Annotated in this window: 20 protein-coding genes; 9 read left to right on the top strand and 11 right to left on the bottom strand. The window is 65.4% G+C overall.

The genetic code is table 11. The annotated features are described in order from the left end of the window. Positions 1-3: 3 nt before the first annotated feature. Complete coding sequence (locus BLT08_RS10210; protein WP_006088794.1) at positions 4-204, top strand: DUF7835 family putative zinc beta-ribbon protein; 201 nt, start codon at positions 4-6, stop codon at positions 202-204. Between the two features lie 155 nt (positions 205-359). On the opposite strand, the gene map is transcribed toward BLT08_RS10210, so the two are convergent. The 3 genes from map to BLT08_RS10200 form a co-directional block, all read right to left on the bottom strand. After that, positions 360-1,256, bottom strand: coding sequence for a type II methionyl aminopeptidase (gene map, locus BLT08_RS10205; RefSeq protein WP_090305860.1), 897 nt, complete (start codon positions 1,254-1,256; stop codon positions 360-362). Positions 1,257-1,323: 67 nt separating this feature from the next. Next, positions 1,324-1,458, bottom strand: a complete 135-nt coding sequence (locus tag BLT08_RS23585) for a hypothetical protein (protein WP_281245260.1) — start codon at positions 1,456-1,458, stop codon at positions 1,324-1,326. A 65-nt stretch (positions 1,459-1,523) separates the two neighbouring features. Beyond that, on the bottom strand, positions 1,524-2,450 hold the full coding sequence (locus BLT08_RS10200) for an isoaspartyl peptidase/L-asparaginase (protein WP_090305857.1): 927 nt from the start codon (positions 2,448-2,450) through the stop codon (positions 1,524-1,526). A gap of 100 nt (positions 2,451-2,550) precedes the next feature. Between BLT08_RS10200 and BLT08_RS10195 the strand changes: the two genes are divergently transcribed. The 3 genes from BLT08_RS10195 (at position 2,551) to BLT08_RS10185 (ending at position 4,916) form a co-directional block, all read left to right on the top strand. After that, positions 2,551-2,832, top strand: a complete 282-nt coding sequence (locus BLT08_RS10195; protein ID WP_090305854.1) for a hypothetical protein — start codon at positions 2,551-2,553, stop codon at positions 2,830-2,832. 240 nt (positions 2,833-3,072) lie between these two features. After that, positions 3,073-4,335 (top strand): isocitrate dehydrogenase (NADP(+)), encoded by a 1,263-nt coding sequence (gene icd / locus BLT08_RS10190; RefSeq protein WP_090305851.1) that lies wholly within the window; start codon positions 3,073-3,075, stop codon positions 4,333-4,335. A gap of 149 nt (positions 4,336-4,484) precedes the next feature. Beyond that, entirely contained in the window at positions 4,485-4,916 is a 432-nt protein-coding gene (locus BLT08_RS10185; RefSeq protein WP_090305848.1) for a GNAT family N-acetyltransferase, read from the top strand. An 18-nt stretch (positions 4,917-4,934) separates the two neighbouring features. Here BLT08_RS10185 and BLT08_RS10180 read toward each other — a convergent pair whose 3' ends face one another. Continuing rightward, entirely contained in the window at positions 4,935-5,555 is a 621-nt protein-coding gene (locus BLT08_RS10180) for a DUF7509 family protein (protein WP_090305845.1), read from the bottom strand. Positions 5,556-5,650: 95 nt separating this feature from the next. Here BLT08_RS10180 and BLT08_RS10175 point away from each other — a divergent pair, with 95 nt between their 5' ends. Continuing rightward, complete coding sequence (locus BLT08_RS10175; protein ID WP_090305842.1) at positions 5,651-6,034, top strand: winged helix-turn-helix domain-containing protein; 384 nt, start codon at positions 5,651-5,653, stop codon at positions 6,032-6,034. Positions 6,035-6,311: 277 nt separating this feature from the next. Here the strand turns inward: BLT08_RS10175 and BLT08_RS10165 are convergent, their stop codons facing one another. From BLT08_RS10165 to BLT08_RS10150, 4 genes are all read right to left on the bottom strand, one after another. Next, complete coding sequence (locus BLT08_RS10165; RefSeq protein ID WP_090305839.1) at positions 6,312-7,037, bottom strand: SDR family NAD(P)-dependent oxidoreductase; 726 nt, start codon at positions 7,035-7,037, stop codon at positions 6,312-6,314. A 48-nt stretch (positions 7,038-7,085) separates the two neighbouring features. After that, on the bottom strand, positions 7,086-8,462 hold the full coding sequence (locus BLT08_RS10160; protein ID WP_090305836.1) for an NRAMP family divalent metal transporter: 1,377 nt from the start codon (positions 8,460-8,462) through the stop codon (positions 7,086-7,088). A gap of 92 nt (positions 8,463-8,554) precedes the next feature. Then, positions 8,555-8,896 (bottom strand): cupin domain-containing protein, encoded by a 342-nt coding sequence (locus BLT08_RS10155; RefSeq protein WP_090305833.1) that lies wholly within the window; start codon positions 8,894-8,896, stop codon positions 8,555-8,557. 69 nt (positions 8,897-8,965) lie between these two features. After that, complete coding sequence (locus BLT08_RS10150; protein ID WP_090305830.1) at positions 8,966-10,339, bottom strand: outer membrane protein assembly factor BamB family protein; 1,374 nt, start codon at positions 10,337-10,339, stop codon at positions 8,966-8,968. A gap of 192 nt (positions 10,340-10,531) precedes the next feature. Here BLT08_RS10150 and BLT08_RS10145 point away from each other — a divergent pair, with 192 nt between their 5' ends. Together BLT08_RS10145 and BLT08_RS10140 are read left to right on the top strand one after the other, a co-directional pair. Next, positions 10,532-11,056: a DUF5817 domain-containing protein gene (locus BLT08_RS10145; protein ID WP_090306154.1), complete on the top strand. Its 525-nt coding sequence runs from the start codon at positions 10,532-10,534 to the stop codon at positions 11,054-11,056. 66 nt (positions 11,057-11,122) lie between these two features. Then, the gene (locus tag BLT08_RS10140) at positions 11,123-11,479 is read left to right on the top strand and encodes a hypothetical protein (RefSeq protein ID WP_090305827.1); all 357 of its coding nucleotides are present in this window, start codon (positions 11,123-11,125) and stop codon (positions 11,477-11,479) included. Between the two features lie 39 nt (positions 11,480-11,518). On the opposite strand, the gene hmgA is transcribed toward BLT08_RS10140, so the two are convergent. The 3 genes from hmgA to BLT08_RS10125 form a co-directional block, all read right to left on the bottom strand. Then, positions 11,519-12,766, bottom strand: a complete 1,248-nt coding sequence (gene hmgA / locus BLT08_RS10135; RefSeq protein WP_090305825.1) for a hydroxymethylglutaryl-CoA reductase (NADPH) — start codon at positions 12,764-12,766, stop codon at positions 11,519-11,521. A gap of 162 nt (positions 12,767-12,928) precedes the next feature. Next, complete coding sequence (locus tag BLT08_RS10130) at positions 12,929-13,321, bottom strand: DUF7987 family protein (RefSeq protein WP_090305822.1); 393 nt, start codon at positions 13,319-13,321, stop codon at positions 12,929-12,931. Between the two features lie 73 nt (positions 13,322-13,394). Further along, positions 13,395-13,787, bottom strand: a complete 393-nt coding sequence (locus BLT08_RS10125) for a hypothetical protein (RefSeq protein ID WP_090305819.1) — start codon at positions 13,785-13,787, stop codon at positions 13,395-13,397. A 114-nt stretch (positions 13,788-13,901) separates the two neighbouring features. On the opposite strand from BLT08_RS10125, the gene BLT08_RS10120 reads away from it, so the two are divergent. Further along, positions 13,902-15,467 (top strand): amidohydrolase, encoded by a 1,566-nt coding sequence (locus BLT08_RS10120; protein ID WP_090305816.1) that lies wholly within the window; start codon positions 13,902-13,904, stop codon positions 15,465-15,467. A gap of 77 nt (positions 15,468-15,544) precedes the next feature. Continuing rightward, entirely contained in the window at positions 15,545-15,784 is a 240-nt protein-coding gene (locus BLT08_RS10115) for a hypothetical protein (protein ID WP_090305813.1), read from the top strand. The last annotated feature ends 566 nt before the right edge of the window (positions 15,785-16,350 follow it).

The raw sequence follows: 16,350 nt of genomic DNA, 5'->3' as shown, positions 1-16,350 counted from the left end.
CTAATGGCAACGACTGACGACTCCGTCAACGGGATGACCGAGCACTGCGACGACTGCGATCTGGACACGCTCCACGAGGTGTCCGTCCAGATTCGGACCGAGAGCCTCAAGAAAGAGAACGCCCAGTTCTCCCGCGAACCCTACCGCGTGGCCGAGTGCCAGCGCTGTGGCAACCGGACGAGCCAGCGGATGAACAACGCCTGAACGCGAGACTCGATTCGCACGCAGCACGGACGGAACGGATTTCTCGATACCGCGCTCTCGCTCTCTCGACGTCTGGCGCCGTCCGGGGCCGACGCTCACTCGCTTTCGAACTAATCAACTCCTGACGCTCGAGAAGTACCGATCTTCGCTTCCGTCTACGCCGTGGTCACTTCACAGCCGTCTTCGGTGATGATGATCGTGTGCTCTTTCTGGCTGACGAGGAAGCCGTCGTCCTCCTTGAGCACCGGGTAGCCGTGGACGATGTTGTTGCGCTTGAGCCGACGCAGCGCCATCTCGGCGCGGTCGGTCTCGAGCCACCGGGTCGCGAAGGGAAGCGTGCGGAACTCCTCGGTGATCTGCTCGAGTGCGTCGCGAGCCTGTCGGTTTCTGACCGATCCCTCGCGCTCGAGCGAGAAGATCTCCTCGCTGGCGCCTTCGGTGACCTTGCCGCCGCCGTCGGTCGCGAACGGCTCGATCGCGACGACGTCGCCGACCTCGAGCGTCGTCCCCTGCGAGACGGCGCGGTTCGGGATGTTGGGGCTGGTGTGTTGTTCCCAGTGGCCCAGCCCGTGACCGGTGAGGTTGACGACCGGGTTGTAGCCGTAGCCGGTGATGACGTCCTCGATCTCGGCGCCGATGTCGCCGGTGTCGACGCCCGGTTCGATGATGTCGATCGCGGCCTCGAGGGCCTGCTCGGAGGCCTCGGCCAGTTCGGGGTTACCCGAGAGGTCGACGGTGATCGCGGTGTCGGCCAGCCAGCCGTCGACGTGGACGCCGATATCGAGGTTGATCATCTCCTCGCCGAACGTCTCCTCGTCGTCGATCGACGGCGTGGCGTGGGCGGCCTCCTCGTCGATCGAGATGTTGACCGGGAACGCCGGTTTCCCGCCCAGTTCGCGGATGCGATCCTCGGCGTACTCCGCTACCTCGAGGTGGCTCGCGCCGACCTCGACGCGCTCGGCTGTCTCTGTGCGAACCTGGGAGAGGATCTCCCCCGCTTCACGGTGCTTTTCGTACTTCTCGGACTCGAGGTCCACCTCGGATTCGGCCATGCACCGGGGTTGTACCGGTCGACAAAAAGAGGTTCCGTCTCCGGTCGACTCCCGTCGGCGGCGCCGCTCAGGCCGGTGGCGTCGTCGAACGGTCGGTATCAACCCAGTCGCAGTCCGGACAGGCGTCGACACCTTGTACGTTCGAGAGCCTCGAGGCGCACTCCGGACAGTGCCGGGCCGCGTGGTATGGGGCTTCGAGCATCGAGTGCGACGATGGTCACGACGATATTAAAAGTACCTCACGTCAATCGTCGAAATTTCGCCGGACTACCGCCGGTCCGCTCGAGCCGTCTGCATCGCGTCGCTGTTGTACGCCGAGCCGAGCGTCCCGTCGGAATCGATCGCGATGACACCGGCCCGCGAGCCGGTGAGTTCGCCGAACTCCTCGATCGCGAGCGAGGTCGCCTCGTCGGCGTCACAGCCGCGCTCGACGTGGCGGGCGACCCGTCTCGAGAGCGTCACGCGGGCGATATCTTCGCCGGCGCCGGTCGCGCTGACCGCCGCGGCGGGTGAACAGTAAAAGCCCGAGCCGACCTGCGGCACGTCCCCGACGCGGCCGGCGAGCGCGAGCCACCGGCCGCCGGTCGAGGTTGCCGCCGCGAGGGAGTCGCCGTCGAACGCGACGGCGCCGACCGTGTCGTGGTCGAGGTCGCTGTCGGGCCGTTCGGGATCCCTGACCGATTTTCCATCTTCGTCCCGGCCGTCCGGATCGGAATCGCCGTACCGACTGCGGATCCACTCGAGGTGGACCCTGGAATCGCCGGTCGGGGGCTCGAGATCGGTCCACTTCTCACGCGTGCGTTCTGACCAGAGGTCGACGCCCGTCTCGACACCGTACGCGTCGGCCAGCGAGACGGCGTGATCGCCGGAGACGAACCCGTGGGGCGTCTCCTCCATGACGACGCGAGCGACGCGCAGCGCGTGTTCGACGCTCGGCATCGAACAGGCGGCGCCGACGGATCGATCGTCGGTCATCAGCCCCGCGTCGGTTCGGATCTCGCCGTCGCTCTGGACCGCGCTTCCGACGCCGGCGTTGAACCGCGGATCGGACTCGAGAACCGCCACCGCCGCTTCGACCGCGTCGACGGGGTCCGACTCCGCCGCGCCGGCGTCGGCAGCCTGCTCGAGAACGCCCTGTCTGGGTTCGGGCTCTTCGGGATCGCTACCGGCTCCGCCGTGTACGAGTACCTGCATACGCTCTCCAGCGAACGCGGTATAGGAGAGCGTTTCGTGATCGAACGGCGGGACCAAATCCCGTACACTTACGACGGCAGCCTGTGTACCGCTGACGACAATGACGCCAGTCGCGGTACTTGCTGCCTTCTGTGCGACGATGGCTGCCATTGCCGTCTGGCGACTGGCGACCGACGACCGCCGGGACCGGGTCGACGTCGGCTCGGCGCTCACCGTCGTCGGAATTACCGTGTTGGCCGCCCTGTGGACCGCACTCGAGGAGGGGTGGCTGACGTCGGTCGGACGGGGGACGCTGGGTCTCCTCGGTGCGTGTCTCGTCGGTGCCGGGGTCGTGTTGATGGTCCGCTACTGGGACGATCCCCCGGAGCCGAACTGTTCGTAGGATCGGTATCGGTCGCCAGCGACACGACGGAGCGGGAGACTCGGCGACGAGCGAACTCGTCGCTTCAATCTGGTGGAGTTTCCGCTTCAGGGGCCGACAGCGTGCCGAGCGGCTGTATCCGCCACGATCGGCTGTCGCGTCGAACCGCCGTCCCGATCCGGTTTTGAACCGTCGACATTTCGTCGTCCGTCGATAGAAATGGTAGACCTTTTACCCCCGTCGAAGAACCGTACAGACGAGATGAGCTACGACAAGATCGAGGTCCCGGAAGACGGGGAGAAGATCACGCTGAAAGAGGGTACCGAGGACGAACTCGAGGTGCCTGACAACCCGATTATCCCGATTATCTACGGCGACGGTGTCGGCAGTGACGTCGGTCCTGCCGCACAGAAGGTGCTCGAGGCTGCCGCAGAGGCGACCGGCCGCGATATCAACTGGATGCGCGTCTACGCCGGCGAGTCCGCCCGCGAGAAGTACGACGAGAACCTGCCCGACGAGACCGTCGAGGCCATCAAGGAACACCGCGTCGCGATCAAGGGTCCGCTGACGACGCCCGTCGGCGCCGGCTTCCGCTCGCTGAACGTCGGCCTGCGAAAGCTGCTCGACCTCTACGCGAACGTTCGACCGACCTACCACATGGACGGCGTCCCGTCGCCCGTCAAGGACCCCGAAGAGATGGACATGGTCACCTTCCGCGAGAACACGGAAGACGTCTACGCCGGCATCGAGTGGGAAGCCGGTACCGACGAAGTCCAGCAGGTCAAGGAGTTCGTCGAGGGCGAGATGGGTGCCGACAACGTCATCCACGACGGCCCCGTCGGCATCGGCGTCAAGCCGATCACGGAGTTCGGAACGAAGCGACTCGTCCGCGAGGCCATCGACTACGCCCTCGAGAACGACCGCGACTCGGTCACGCTGGTCCACAAGGGCAACATCATGAAGTTCACCGAAGGCCAGTTCCGTGACTGGGGCTACGAGGTCGCCGAAGAGGAGTACGGCGACGAAGTCATCACCGAGGACACCCTCTGGGAGGAGCAAGACGGCGAGGTCGACGACGACACGCTCGTCGTCAACGACCGCATCGCGGACAACATGCTCCAGCAGCTCCTGACCCGAACGGGAGACTACGACGTCATCGCGACGATGAACCTCAACGGAGACTACATGTCCGACGCCGCCGGCGCACAGATCGGTGGCCTCGGCATCGCCCCCGGTGGAAACTTCGGTGAGGGCCGCATGCTCGCCGAACCCGTCCACGGCTCCGCACCGAAGTACGAGGGCCAGGACAAGGTCAACCCGACCGCGATGATCCTCTCGGGCCGCATGATGCTCGAGTACATGGGCTGGAACGACGCCGCCGACCTCGTCGTCGACGCCGTCGAGGAGACCATCTCCTCCGGCAAGGTCACCTACGACCTCGAACGACAGCTCGAGGACGCCGAGAAGCTCGCGACGAGCGAGTACGCCGAGGAAGTCGTCGCAAACATCGAGAAACTCGCATAAGCTCGTTTCTCGGGCAGTCAACGTAGCGCTCGGCTGTCGAACCCGTATTTCTGCATTTTTCTCGGACCCGCTCGAGTCACGACGTATCGAAGAAACGGCATCCAAACGTGTCGTAACCCTCTCGTTGCGGCGGGCCGAACTGGCGTGCAATGACTGAGGTACGCGCGGTCGAGTCGGTGGACGAACGCGAGGACGCCTTCGCAGTCCGTCGGACGGTGTTCGTCGAGGAACAGGACGTCGACGAAGAACTCGAGTACGACGAGTACGAGGACGAGTCGACCCACTTCGTCGCCTACGATGGCGACGAGCCGATCGGGGCCGCTCGGCTGCGAGCGCCCGAACCGGGGCTCGGGAAAGTCGAACGCGTCGCCGTCCTCGAGTCGCATCGCGGAGAGGGGGTCGGTCTCGCGGTGATGAACGCCCTCGAGGAGCAGGCTCGTGTGGAGGGGCTCGAGTCGTTGAAACTGCACTCCCAGACGCACGCTGCCCCCTTCTATGGTCGTCTGGGGTACGAACGCTACGGGAAGGAGTTCGAGGAAGCCGGAATACCGCACGTGAAGATGCGGAAATCGTTGTCCTAAGGGTCGCCGCGAACGCGACTATTCGAGTCGTGGCAGCTCACCCGTTCGTTCCTTCCGAACGAGATCACGGACGAACAGTCGGATTTGGCGATTCAGGTCCTCACGATCGTCGTAGGAGTAGATTCGGGCCTCCCAACGATCACGAACGGCAGCGATCATCGCACTACGGACACCCGATTCGTGCACGAATACGACTCGTTCGCGACGGTGATCGGCAGCATCCTCGGCGTACAGCGCCTCGAGCACGGATCCTACCTCGATCCCGACACCGAGATTGTCACCGACGGCGGGAACGACGTATACGATCGCGTTGCTCGCTCGAGCGAAGGCGATACTCTGGGTCGCGGCGTCCAGCTCCGAGAGCGGTACGTCGATGTCGATCGCGAGAAATGCATTGACACCTGCATTTGCTCGTAGGTGATCGCGAACCTCGAGCAGGAGATCCAGTGCCGCCTCGTCACGCTCGAGGTCGTGGTCAGCGTCAGTGAGTGTTCCGAAGTCGACCGATTCCAGAACTGCACCAGAATCGGCGGTTTCGAGCACGTGCTCGACGTCGAACGCCTCGTACGGTCCCATCAAGTAGACGAGAAATCGTGATCGCGGTAACTCGCCCAGTTCGTCGATGATCCGATCGCGCATACGCGACGTGCTCACCCTGACTATATAAAGCAGGCCGATTTCAGCAATTACTGACTCAGGGAACGCTTAAGCACGGGGCGATTCAACACTGTCACATGGCAGAGTCCGAGCGCTCGGCACGACGGTCCGGGGACGAATTGCTTCCGGAGCAGAGCATCTTGAGCCTGGAGGAGTACCTCGAGATGCAGCGCTCGATTGGGAACGAAACGCGGTTTCGCGTACTCAATACGCTGGTCGAGGAGGGGCCACAGCACGCGAGCGAACTGCGCGACGGCCTCGAGATCCGATCGAACACGTTACACTATCACCTCGACGAACTCGTCGACGTCGGCCTCGTCGAGAACAGAAAACGGAAGGATCCCGATAGCGACGGGCTGTACTCGTACTACCGGGCGACCTCACTCGGTGAGGGAATACTCGAGCACGGCGTCCGCGAACTCATGCGACGCGAGTGGGACGCGCTCGAGGCGTACAGCTAAGAGAACGGGAACAGGGAAATCTCAACGAAAAGAGTACTACTTTGCTATCATGGCAACAGGGATTTCCACGTCCTCCCCATCCGATTCGTTCGCTCCTTACAGTCGCTCACTCATCCATAGGAAGACGCTCCGCGTCTTCCACGCAGTCGCTCGTTTCACTCGCGACGACCTCGCACGGCTTCTGATCACGGTTCCCTATCGGTCACCGTGATCCAGCGCGCGCCACCCGCAGTAGCGTACCGATCCGAACGGAGACGGTGGTCGTTCGAACTGTCGACTACCCGAGTCGTTCCTCCCAGTCCTCGGCATCCATCGACTCGCCGCTGACACCGTCGGGGCCCTGGGCGGCGAGCAGAACGGCCGCGTCGTCCATCACGTCCGGATCGAGAATCTGCTCGCGCTCTTCGTCGGGCAGGTGCGCCCAGATGTCGGTGTCGACCCGACCGCCCGGATCGAGTGCGTTGGCGTTGACGCCGTGCTCCTCGCCCTCGAGCGCCGTCGTTCGGGTCAGTCCCTCGAGTCCCCACTTCGAACTCACGTAGGGGCCGACGCCGGCCATCGCTCGCCGGCCGAGCCCCGAGGAGATGTTGATCACGTTCCCCCGTTCTTGGTCGTACATGTGGGGTAGGACTTCGCGGGTAAAGCAGAAGACGCCGGTGAGATTGATCTCGAGGACGGCCTCCCACTCCTCGTCGGTGACGTTCACGAGACCGCCGTCCGAATCCATCGGCGCCACGCCCGCGTTGTTGACGAGCGTGTCGATGCGACCGAATGCCTCGATCGTCTGTTCGATTACGTTTGCGACCGCGTCGCTGTCTCGGACGTCCGCGGGCACGACGAGCGACTCGGTCGGAAGGTCGGCGGCGACCTCGCTCAATCGGTCCTCGTCGCGTGCGGTGAGGACGACTCGAGCCCCTTCCGCCGAAAAGCGTTCGACCATCGACTTCCCGAGACCGCGGCTCGCGCCGGTGACGATCACGACGTCGTCTTCGAGTACTGGCATAGCGGATCAATTACCCTCGACCGGCTTGAAGATTGGTTTGAACGGACGTCACTCGGCACCGAATCGCTCCCGCACGTACCGCCCGACGAGACCGACGATCGCCAGCGCCATCGCGACCGCGAAGGCCACGACGAACGCCGACGTCGGTTCGGTGACGGTCTCGAGTTCCTCGAGGACGAACTCGCCCGCGAGAACGCTCGCGATGGCGAACAGCGCGAGTCCACCGAGGTTCAGCAGGTGCGAGTTCGTCTCGGGGACGACGTCGGGATCGTTCAGCAGATAGAGGATCACGGCGAGGACGAAGGGCGTCCCGACGAGGCCGAAGGCGAGCACGAGGACGAGCAGTTCGAAGAAGGCTCCCTCGAGAAACGCGCCGACGGCCGAGACGAGCGCGACGGCGACGATCGCCCCTCGGTAGCGCGAATCCTCGACGGACTGCTCCCAGCCGAGTTTGTCGGCGAGGAGGTAGGGCGGGACGATCGTGTTCCCGCCCAGCGTCGAGACGGCCGCCCCGAGGAGGCCGGCGAGGAACAGCCACGTCGCGTACTCGCCGGCGACGGGACCGAGGACCTCGGCGGCCCGGATCGCGTCGAGCGTCGCCGGATCGACGCCGGCGTCGGGGAGCACGCTCGCCGCGACGAGGAAGACGGCGAGGCTGAAGATCCCGAAGGCGACGAGCATCGAACTGACGACGTCGAAGGTCGCGATGTCGCGGTCGCCCTCCGTCCAGCCGCGAGCCCGCATCGTGTAGCTCTGCATTGTGAGAAGCGTGATGTGGACCGCACCGCCGAGAACGCCGGCGGCGACGACCGCGCCGCCGACGCCGGCCGGCATCTCGGGAGCGAGTCCGGACGCGGCCGCAGCCGGATCGATCGGAACGACGAACAGCGACGCGACGAACGCCAGCACTACTAGCGAGACGAGCACTTTCGCACCGATCTCGGCGAGCCGATACCCCCCGCCGGCCAGTCCGAGCGCGAGGATCACCGCCCAGGTGACTCCCCAAAGGCGCGGATCGGCGAGCGCAGAGATACCGACGCCTGCCGTCTCGACGACCGTTGCGCTGACGTCCGCCAGCGTCTTCATGATCACGAGTTGGGCGAGCCCCGCGGCGAGAACGGCGTCGACGACGAGCACCCAGGCCCAGAACGAGCCGAGGTGCTCCTCGACGACCGCGACGATTCCAGCCTCGGTGAGCAGCCCCAGCCGCATCGCGAGATACTGGCCGACGGTGCCGAGGATCGCTGAGAGGACGACCACCCACAGCAGCGCGTAGCCGAAGCTCGCGCCCGCGACCAGCAGGCTGACCATCGTCGCCGGTCCCGCCGCGATCGCCCCGTCGAGCCACGTCGGCCCCAGTCGCTCGAGGTACGATCCGACTCGTCCGACTCCCCACGAACCCGAGGATTTCGATTCGGTTGCCATCGGCTGTCCTTGCGAACTACGGCATATAACTCCGTGGTATTCTTTGGTGGAACTAGTGAAAAAGCATCACTTCCGCGGACCGGAGCCGGGTCCTAGTCGGATTGCCAGCTCGGATTTTCCCGCGGCGGGCTGAAGATGTCGACGCCCCGAACCGTCTCGTCCCCGCGGTTCTCGGCGGCGTGGGGCTGATCCCCCGGAATCGCGTAGGAGTCGCCGGGACCGCAGACGACCTCCTCACCGTCGCTGCGGAAGACGAGTTCGCCTTCGTAGATGAATCCCGTTTGTTCGTTGGGGTGGCTGTGTTCTTCGACCGCCGCACCGGGTTCGATCTCGAAGTGCTGGACGTTCATCGAGTCGGCGCCGGCCATCAGGGTCAGGTGGACGCCGTCGGCGGCTTCGGACGGCTCGAGGTCGTCGAGGGAAATCCGTTCCATAGCGTCTGCGTCGGCATCCGGGGAGAAAAAGGCTCCTCAAGCGGTGAACGGACCGCACCACCGCGGCCGTCAATCGCCGATTGCGACCAGTCCGTCGTCCGTCGGAACGATCAGTCGGCCGTCAGTGATCGCCGGCGAGCGATAGGGGTTCGGCGACGACCCGAGGTCGACCTCATCACGTCGTTCGCCGCCGGTTCCGTAGACCGAAACGCCCGCTGCGGTCGGCACGTAGAGGGCGTCGTCAGCGGCGACGGGAGCGAGCGTCGGTCCGACGTCGACCTGCCAGACGAGGTCACCGTCGTCGACGGCGAACAGGGAGAACTCGTCCTCGAGCGACTCCGCGTCCGGGTCTCCTGTCTCGAGGCCGACGGCGTAGACGATGCCGTCACGTTCGATCGGGTAGCCGTAGACGCCGCCGAACGCGCCGTCGTCGGAGCCGGGCCGGAATTGCCACCGTTCCTCGCCGTCGTCCGGATCGAGCGCGATCAGCGGCGACGGCTGGTACTCCCCGAGCGCGTCGTGGTCGCCGGCGCAGTACGCCGACTCGTCACCGACGACCGGGGCGGTCACGCCGGAGGGGACCCGTTCGGTGCCGTCCGAGGCGACGAACGACACGTCCCAACGATGGGTTCCGTCCTCGCGCTCGAGGGCGACGAGTCCGTCTCCCCGAGGAGCCAGCACGGAGTCGTCGGTGACGGTGAGACGAGCCGCCGGCGCCGCCTCGGTTCCCAACTCGATCTCCCATCCGTTTCCGTTCGACGGGTCGCCTCCCTCCGACAGGCCGTCCCCGTCGGACAGATCACTCGAGACGACGCTCGTCCCGTCGACGTAGAGCGTTCCGTCGGCCATCGTCGGCTGGCTCGGTCGCTCGAGCGCCCGTTCGTCGCGAAGCTCGCCGCTCTCGGCGTCGATCAGCGAGAGTCGACCACCGTCGTCGGTCCAGTGGACCACCCCGATCGCCTCGTGGCTATCGGAAACGACGGGATCGAGCACTCGTCCCTCGCGGCTTTCGATCCCGATTGCCCACTCGATCTCGCCAGATTCGACGTCGATCGCCAGCAGCGTCGTGAGCAGATCGTCCGTCGACTCGTCGACGCACTCGACGGTCACGACGACCGACTCGTCCGCTACCACGGGCGAGGAGACGACCGTGACGGTGATCGGCCCCTCGAGCGACGCGTCTCGCTCGGCCGCGACGTCCGCGCCGTCCACGCGCCAGTCGACCGCGAGCGATTCGCCCGGAGCCGCCTCGGCCGGAGCGACTCCGGTCAGTCGCGAATCGCCGCGGAAGGTCCCCCAGCCGTCGTCGCCGGGTTCCGATTCGGTCGGCGACTCCGCCTCGTCGTCGGACTCCATCTGAGGGTCGAAGCAACCAGCCACACCGATCGTGCCGACGACTGCGCCGACCTCGAGCGCTCGCCGCCGGGAAACGTGTGACCCCATACCTCGAATACACGTTGATAATAGGAATAACCTACCATCGAGATAGACGAATGACACGAAGCGGTACGGATGGACAGCGTACACCGCCGACGAGCCACCGGGAAGACGGCTCTCGGCTATCGAGCGGCGGCTCGACGCGCTGGTATCGATCGAACCGACGCGTTCAACAGGTCGGCTGCCACACACTGTGACATGTACGCCGTCGTCGGCTGTAGCGAGTGTTCGAACCTCTGGATCATCGAGGGGCGCTCGGAGACCACGCAGTGTCCCCGCTGTGGCTCGCGTCGGGGCTACAAGAAGCGCAAGAAGTTTGTCGAGACCGAAGACGCCGGACACGCCCGCGACGTCCGCGCCTCGATGCTCGCGAGTCGGCAGGGCGAGGGCGAGGCCTTCGCGAAACTGGACTCGTTCGACGCCCTCGAGGACGACGTCGCCGAGGGGGTCGTCGACGACGAGGAGTACCTCGAGGAGTCCGGACTGGACGTCGACGAGGTCGAAGCCGCCGGCGACCGCGACCCGCGCCAGCCGAGTCGCAGCGGGAGCAAGAAAGAAATCGTCAAACGAGCGCTCGAGGAATTGGATCGACCGACCGAGGACGAGGTTATCGAGTACGCTGGCGAGCGCGGCGTGTCGGCCGACTACGCCCGAAACGCGCTCGAGAAACTGGTCCGGCGCGGCGGGGTGAGCGAGAGCGGCGGCCGATACCGATCGCTGTAGTCGGATGCTGACAGGGTACCGAGCGGAACGTCAGGGCTTTGCACCGCGCGTCCCAACGTCGAGCATATGGACGAGACGGTGGACGTGCAGGGGACGGCGATCGGTGTCGGAACGATCGCCGCGCTCGCCTTCTTCGCGTACGGCAGGTACATCGACGAGACGATTCTCGGACTCGACCCGACGATGCTGGCTATCGGCGCGTTCGCCGCGACGTTCGCCGCCATCGCCGTTCTCCACGGCGCGTACGGGCGTCGAGATTTCGCCGTCGCTCACGCCGTCGCGGCGGTCGGACTGGTTCTGGTCGCTCCGGCCGCGAGCGCCCTTCAGGTGCTCGGCGGCTACCTGTTGCTCGTCGTCGGTGGAGCGTACATCGCGCTCGTGACGATCCGAGCGCGAAGGGCGGAGCGCGAGATAGCCGGCTGAGCGACGATTTCTCGAACGCCGCTCCGGTCGGCGGTTCGCTTAGCGACCCAGATCTTCGTGTGCGCTGGCCAGATGACGCGAGGCCAGCGCCGCGAGCAGGGAGAGTTCGCCGGCTAACGCGCCGACGGCGATGATCTCCGCGAGCGCGTCGGCGTTCGAGCCCGCCGGCTCGCCGCCGCCGCGAAGACCGAGAATCTCGAGCGCTTCGGACTGCGTCGGCAGTTTCGTGCCGCCGCCGACGGTGCCGACCTCGAGGGAGGCGAGCGAGACGCTGGCGTAGAGGTCGGTCGTCCCGTCCTCGCGCTGCCGGGCGTCCATCGTCGTGATCGTGTTCGCGGCCTCGACGACCTGGGCCTCGTCCTGGCCGGTCGCGAGGAAGGCCGCGGCGACGACGTTGGCCGCGTGAGCGTTGAAGCCCAGACTGCCGGCCTTGGCGCTGCCGGTGAGGTTCTTGCGGGTGTTGGCCTCGGCGATTGCGTCGGCGGTGGTGTGCAGGCGCTCCTCGACGAGTTCGCCGGGAATCAGCACGTCGGCCGTCACCGAGCGGCCCCGTCCCTCGACGGCGTTGATCGCGGCGGGTTTCTTGTCGGAACAGAGGTTCCCGGAGAGGGCGACCAAGGAGGCAGGGGTCTCGCTCTCGACGATCTCGCAGGCCTCGCCGGTCGCGATGGTGGCCATGTTCATCCCCATCGCGTCTTTCGTGTCGTAGGCGAAGCGCAGGTAGACGGAGTCGCCGACGACGTACGGCTCGACGTCGAGCAGTTCGCCGTGGCTCGTGGTCGACTCGGCGGCCTCGGCCAGCGCGTCGAAATTGTCGTTAACCCACTCGACGGTTTCGGCGGCCTCCGCGACCCCCTTCACGCGGAAGACGGGTGCTCGAGTCATCCCGTTTTTGGTCACGCGAGCGTCGGCGCCGCCGGCGGTGCGGATCACGCCGAGCCCGCGGTTGACCGACGCGAGCAGCGCGCCCTCGGTCGTTGCCAGTGGCAGGTAGTGTTCGCCGTCGGCGGCACCGCCGCTCGCGCCGGTCTCCTCGCCGTTGACGTCGACCGGTCCCACGATCCCCATCGGAATCTGGGCCGCGCCGATCATGTTCTCGATGTTCGGCTCCGCCCGCTCGGCGGGGAACGTGTAGTCGCCGATCGACTCGAGATCCGTCCCGGTTTCGCGTTCGACGTACAGCCGGCGGGCCTCGGCCGCGGTATCGTGGTCTGCGTGCTCCTCGAGTTCGTGAATGCGAAGCTCGCCCTCGCGCACCTTCGCCGCGAGCTCCTCGGGGTCTGTCATGCGTTGGCCAAGACGGGGGTCGGTCCTAAGGGTTGCTGATCGTCGTGGCTCGAGGACGGGCCGGCGAATCGACACTCTCGAGGATCGAGCGCGGCCTCGAATCGTCTCGCCGGCGGATGAGCACGGTCTCGAGTCGTCCCGTCGCCGACCGAACGCAATCGCTTATCGATCGAGATCGGCTCCCGCACCGCCGGCCGCCGACCCGCGATACCCCAGGACGAACTCGGCGGCGACGAGCACGAGGAACGAACCGCCGGCGATCGCCAGAATCAGTTGGCTCTGGAAGTCGGCCGTCGACTCCGCGAACATCGCCGCGAACACCATCGTGGCGATCACGGCGAATCGAACCCTACTCCGCGGGTCGACGTCGGTGTCGGTCCTCGCGAGATAGAGCTGCGGAACGGCCACGGCTATCCCGGCAAACAGGAGGAACGCGAGCAGCGAATTGTCGCCGTACCGAAGGTCCAGCCACTGCTCTGCGGCAGCAATGGCGGCGACTGCGACGACGAGGAGGAGAAACGAGCCGAGAATGACGCGGTTTTCGCGGGAGACCATACCAACGTGTTCGACCGAAGACAGTTAGTAGTTCTGTCATTCTCGGCCGATCCGCCGCGGGTCGGACCGCCCGCTATGGGTCAGTCGGCGGCGGTCGGACCTCGTCGACCGTCATCCGGTGCCACCGGAGCACCTCGTAGCAGACGAGCGCGAACAGCGAGCCCGCACCGACCGACGCGAGCACCAGATACCACATCCCGGCCGCGTCGGCGGCGAACAGGGTCGCGAAGACGGCCGTCGCGACCGTCACGAACTGAACCCGTTCTCGAGACCACGGCTCCTCTTCGGTCGCGGCGAGGTAGAGCTGCGGGCCGACCACGGCGACGCCGCCGAACACGAGAAACGACAGTACCGGATGATCGTGCAGCGACGCCCCGAACTGGTGTTCCGCGATGTTCGAGCCCGTGAGGGCGACGACGAACACCAGGAGCGAGCCGAAGACGATCCGGCCATCGCGGTCGATCATACGGCCAATTCCACGGGCTCACAGGTCAACCTTGTGCTGAGATGCAGTTTCAGCATCTCCGGAGATGGATCGGCGGACCCAACTGTTTTGCCCTTCGCCTGCACGCTTGCTGCTATGACAGCGGCCGCCGACCTCATCATTACCAACGCGGAGGTTCACACCCTCACCGACCCCGACACCGTCTACGAGGCCGTCGCCGTCCGCGACGGCGAGATCGTCCGTCTCGGCGACGCCGACGAGCTCACGTTCCTCGAGGGCGTCGAAACCGACGTTCTCGACTGCGACGGTCGAGTCGCCCTTCCCGGCTTCATCGACGCCCACACGCACATGGAGCAACTGGGACAGCACCTGGTCCACGCGGATCTCTCGAGCGCCGACAGCGCCGACTCGTGCGTCGAGCTCCTGAGCCAACAGGCCGGGGAGGATCCCGACCGCGAGCACGTCCTCGGCTTCGGCTACGACGAGAGTTCGTGGAACGGATCGCGGACGCAGCCGCTCACGCGCGAGGAACTCGATCGAGTCAGCGAGGAACGCCCCGTCGTCGCGCTGCGCGTCGATCTCCACACGGTGTCGCTGAACACGGCCGCGCTCGAGGCGTTCGCGGACGACCTGCCCGACGACGATCTCCGGTACGCGGACGGCGAGCCGACCGGAGTTGCGGTCGAAGACGCTGCCGAGGCAGTCAGATCGAAACTGACGGCGGACCGCGAGGAGATGCGCGAGGTGCTCACCGCGGCGATGGCACACGCCGTGGAACTCGGCGTCACCGGCGTCCACGACAAGGTTCGCGGCTCGAGGGCGCCGCAGGTCTACCGCGAACTGGCGGCCGACGACGAGCTCCCGATACGGGTTCGGCTCGACTACTGGAGCGACCACCTCGAGTCGCTCGTCGACGTCGGCCTGCCGACGAACGCCGGCGGCGACCGGGTGCGGACGGGCGCGATCAAGTCCTTCTCCGACGGGAGTTTCGGAAGTCGAACGGCCAGAGTTCGGGAGCCGTACGCGGACGCCGAGACGGACGGAGACGGCGACGACGCGCGCGGCCAGTGGGTCGTCGACCCAGACGAACTCGCATCCGTGACCGACCGAGCTAGCGACGAGGGGTTTCAGATTTGCGTCCACGCCATCGGCGACGAAGCGATCGAGGAGACGCTGTCGCTCCTCGAGGAGACCCCCAACGCGGCCACGGCGCGCCACCGAATCGAACACGCGGAGTTGGTGACGGACGACCACCTCGAGCGAATGGCCGAGGCCGGAATCGTGGCGTCGATGCAGCCGAATTTCCACCGCTGGGCCGACGAGGGCGGGCTCTACGATCAGCGACTCGGTCGGGAGCGTCGGAACCGAACGAATCGGATTCGGGGGGTGCTCGAGGCGGACGTCCCCCTGGCTTTCGGTTCCGACTGCATGCCCCTCGATCCCCTGCTCGGGGTCCAGTACGCGGTGAACGCGGGCACCGAGGCCCAACGGCTGTCGGTCACCGAGGCGCTGCGAGCCTACACGCGCGGCGCGGCCTACGCCGGGTTCGACGAGGACCGACTCGGAACGCTCGAGGTCGGCAAGCGAGCGGATCTGGTGGTGCTCGAGGAGTCGCCGTGGGACCGCTCCGAACGGATCGACGAGATCGACGTGGCGACGACCGTGGTCGACGGCGAGATCGTTTTCGACGGCGGCGGGTAGCGGTGAGCCGTTTCGATCCGAGAGACGGGCGTCTGCCGGGTCCAATTTTCATAGTTCGCGGTATCGAAGCCGCCGCTATGGGTGACTCGAGGGTCATCGCCGAGATCACTCTCGTCCACCCCGAGCTGGTGTTCACGCCGCCGATCGAGGTACCCGATATCGCGGAGGTGTTCTGCCAAGGGGTCGGCGATTACCCCATCGATATCAAGGAGGAGAAATGGACCATCACCCGACCCGAAGACTGCTGGCTGACCAGCGCTCGGGCGATTTTCTTGTTCCCGAACCTCCGTGATCCGCCCATCAAACGCCGACATTAGGGTCTCAAGGGCGGCACCAAGTTCAGTAGCCGTCCGAAGTGCAGTCTGTGCCAGTAACTTTTGTTGCTCGGACAGCGATCCGACGTCTTTGCCGGCTATTATCTCCGTGTATCTATGGATCGATGTTAGTGGTGTAGGAGTTCGTGTGAGGCCTGTTCGAGAACGTCTTGTTGGAAGTCGGTGAATGCGTACAGTTACTTTCCGATGGAATCGACCTCATCATTTATAGTAGCCACTGAGCGTCACTGTACACCCGATCGCAGGACGGCGTTGCGATCAGTGTGTACATCGTTTTAGTTGTCACTATAGTGACAGGAAATCAAGTCGAGCGTCTACGATCCACCCGAGGAGCTCATATAGTGGGTACCATCCACATTAAATCCGTCGCCGTCAGTGATGAGTTGAAACACCCCCGCCTCGCCAATCGGTGTACAGAGTGCTTTTCCACGCTCGACGGACGTGTCATTGACTGTCCCCGTGACGTTGTCGATAACGCCCGTCTCGTTTTAACCGATTACTGCGTTGAGTTGGGAGCCGGTGAGTGGAACCTGTTGGACACATCTGTC

Source organism: Natronorubrum texcoconense (assembly GCF_900100335.1).
In the GTDB taxonomy this organism is placed as follows: Archaea; Halobacteriota; Halobacteria; order Halobacteriales; family Natrialbaceae; genus Natronorubrum; species Natronorubrum texcoconense.
The sequence above is the reverse complement of the archived record's forward strand: the minus strand, read 5'-3'. Positions and strand labels throughout refer to the sequence as shown.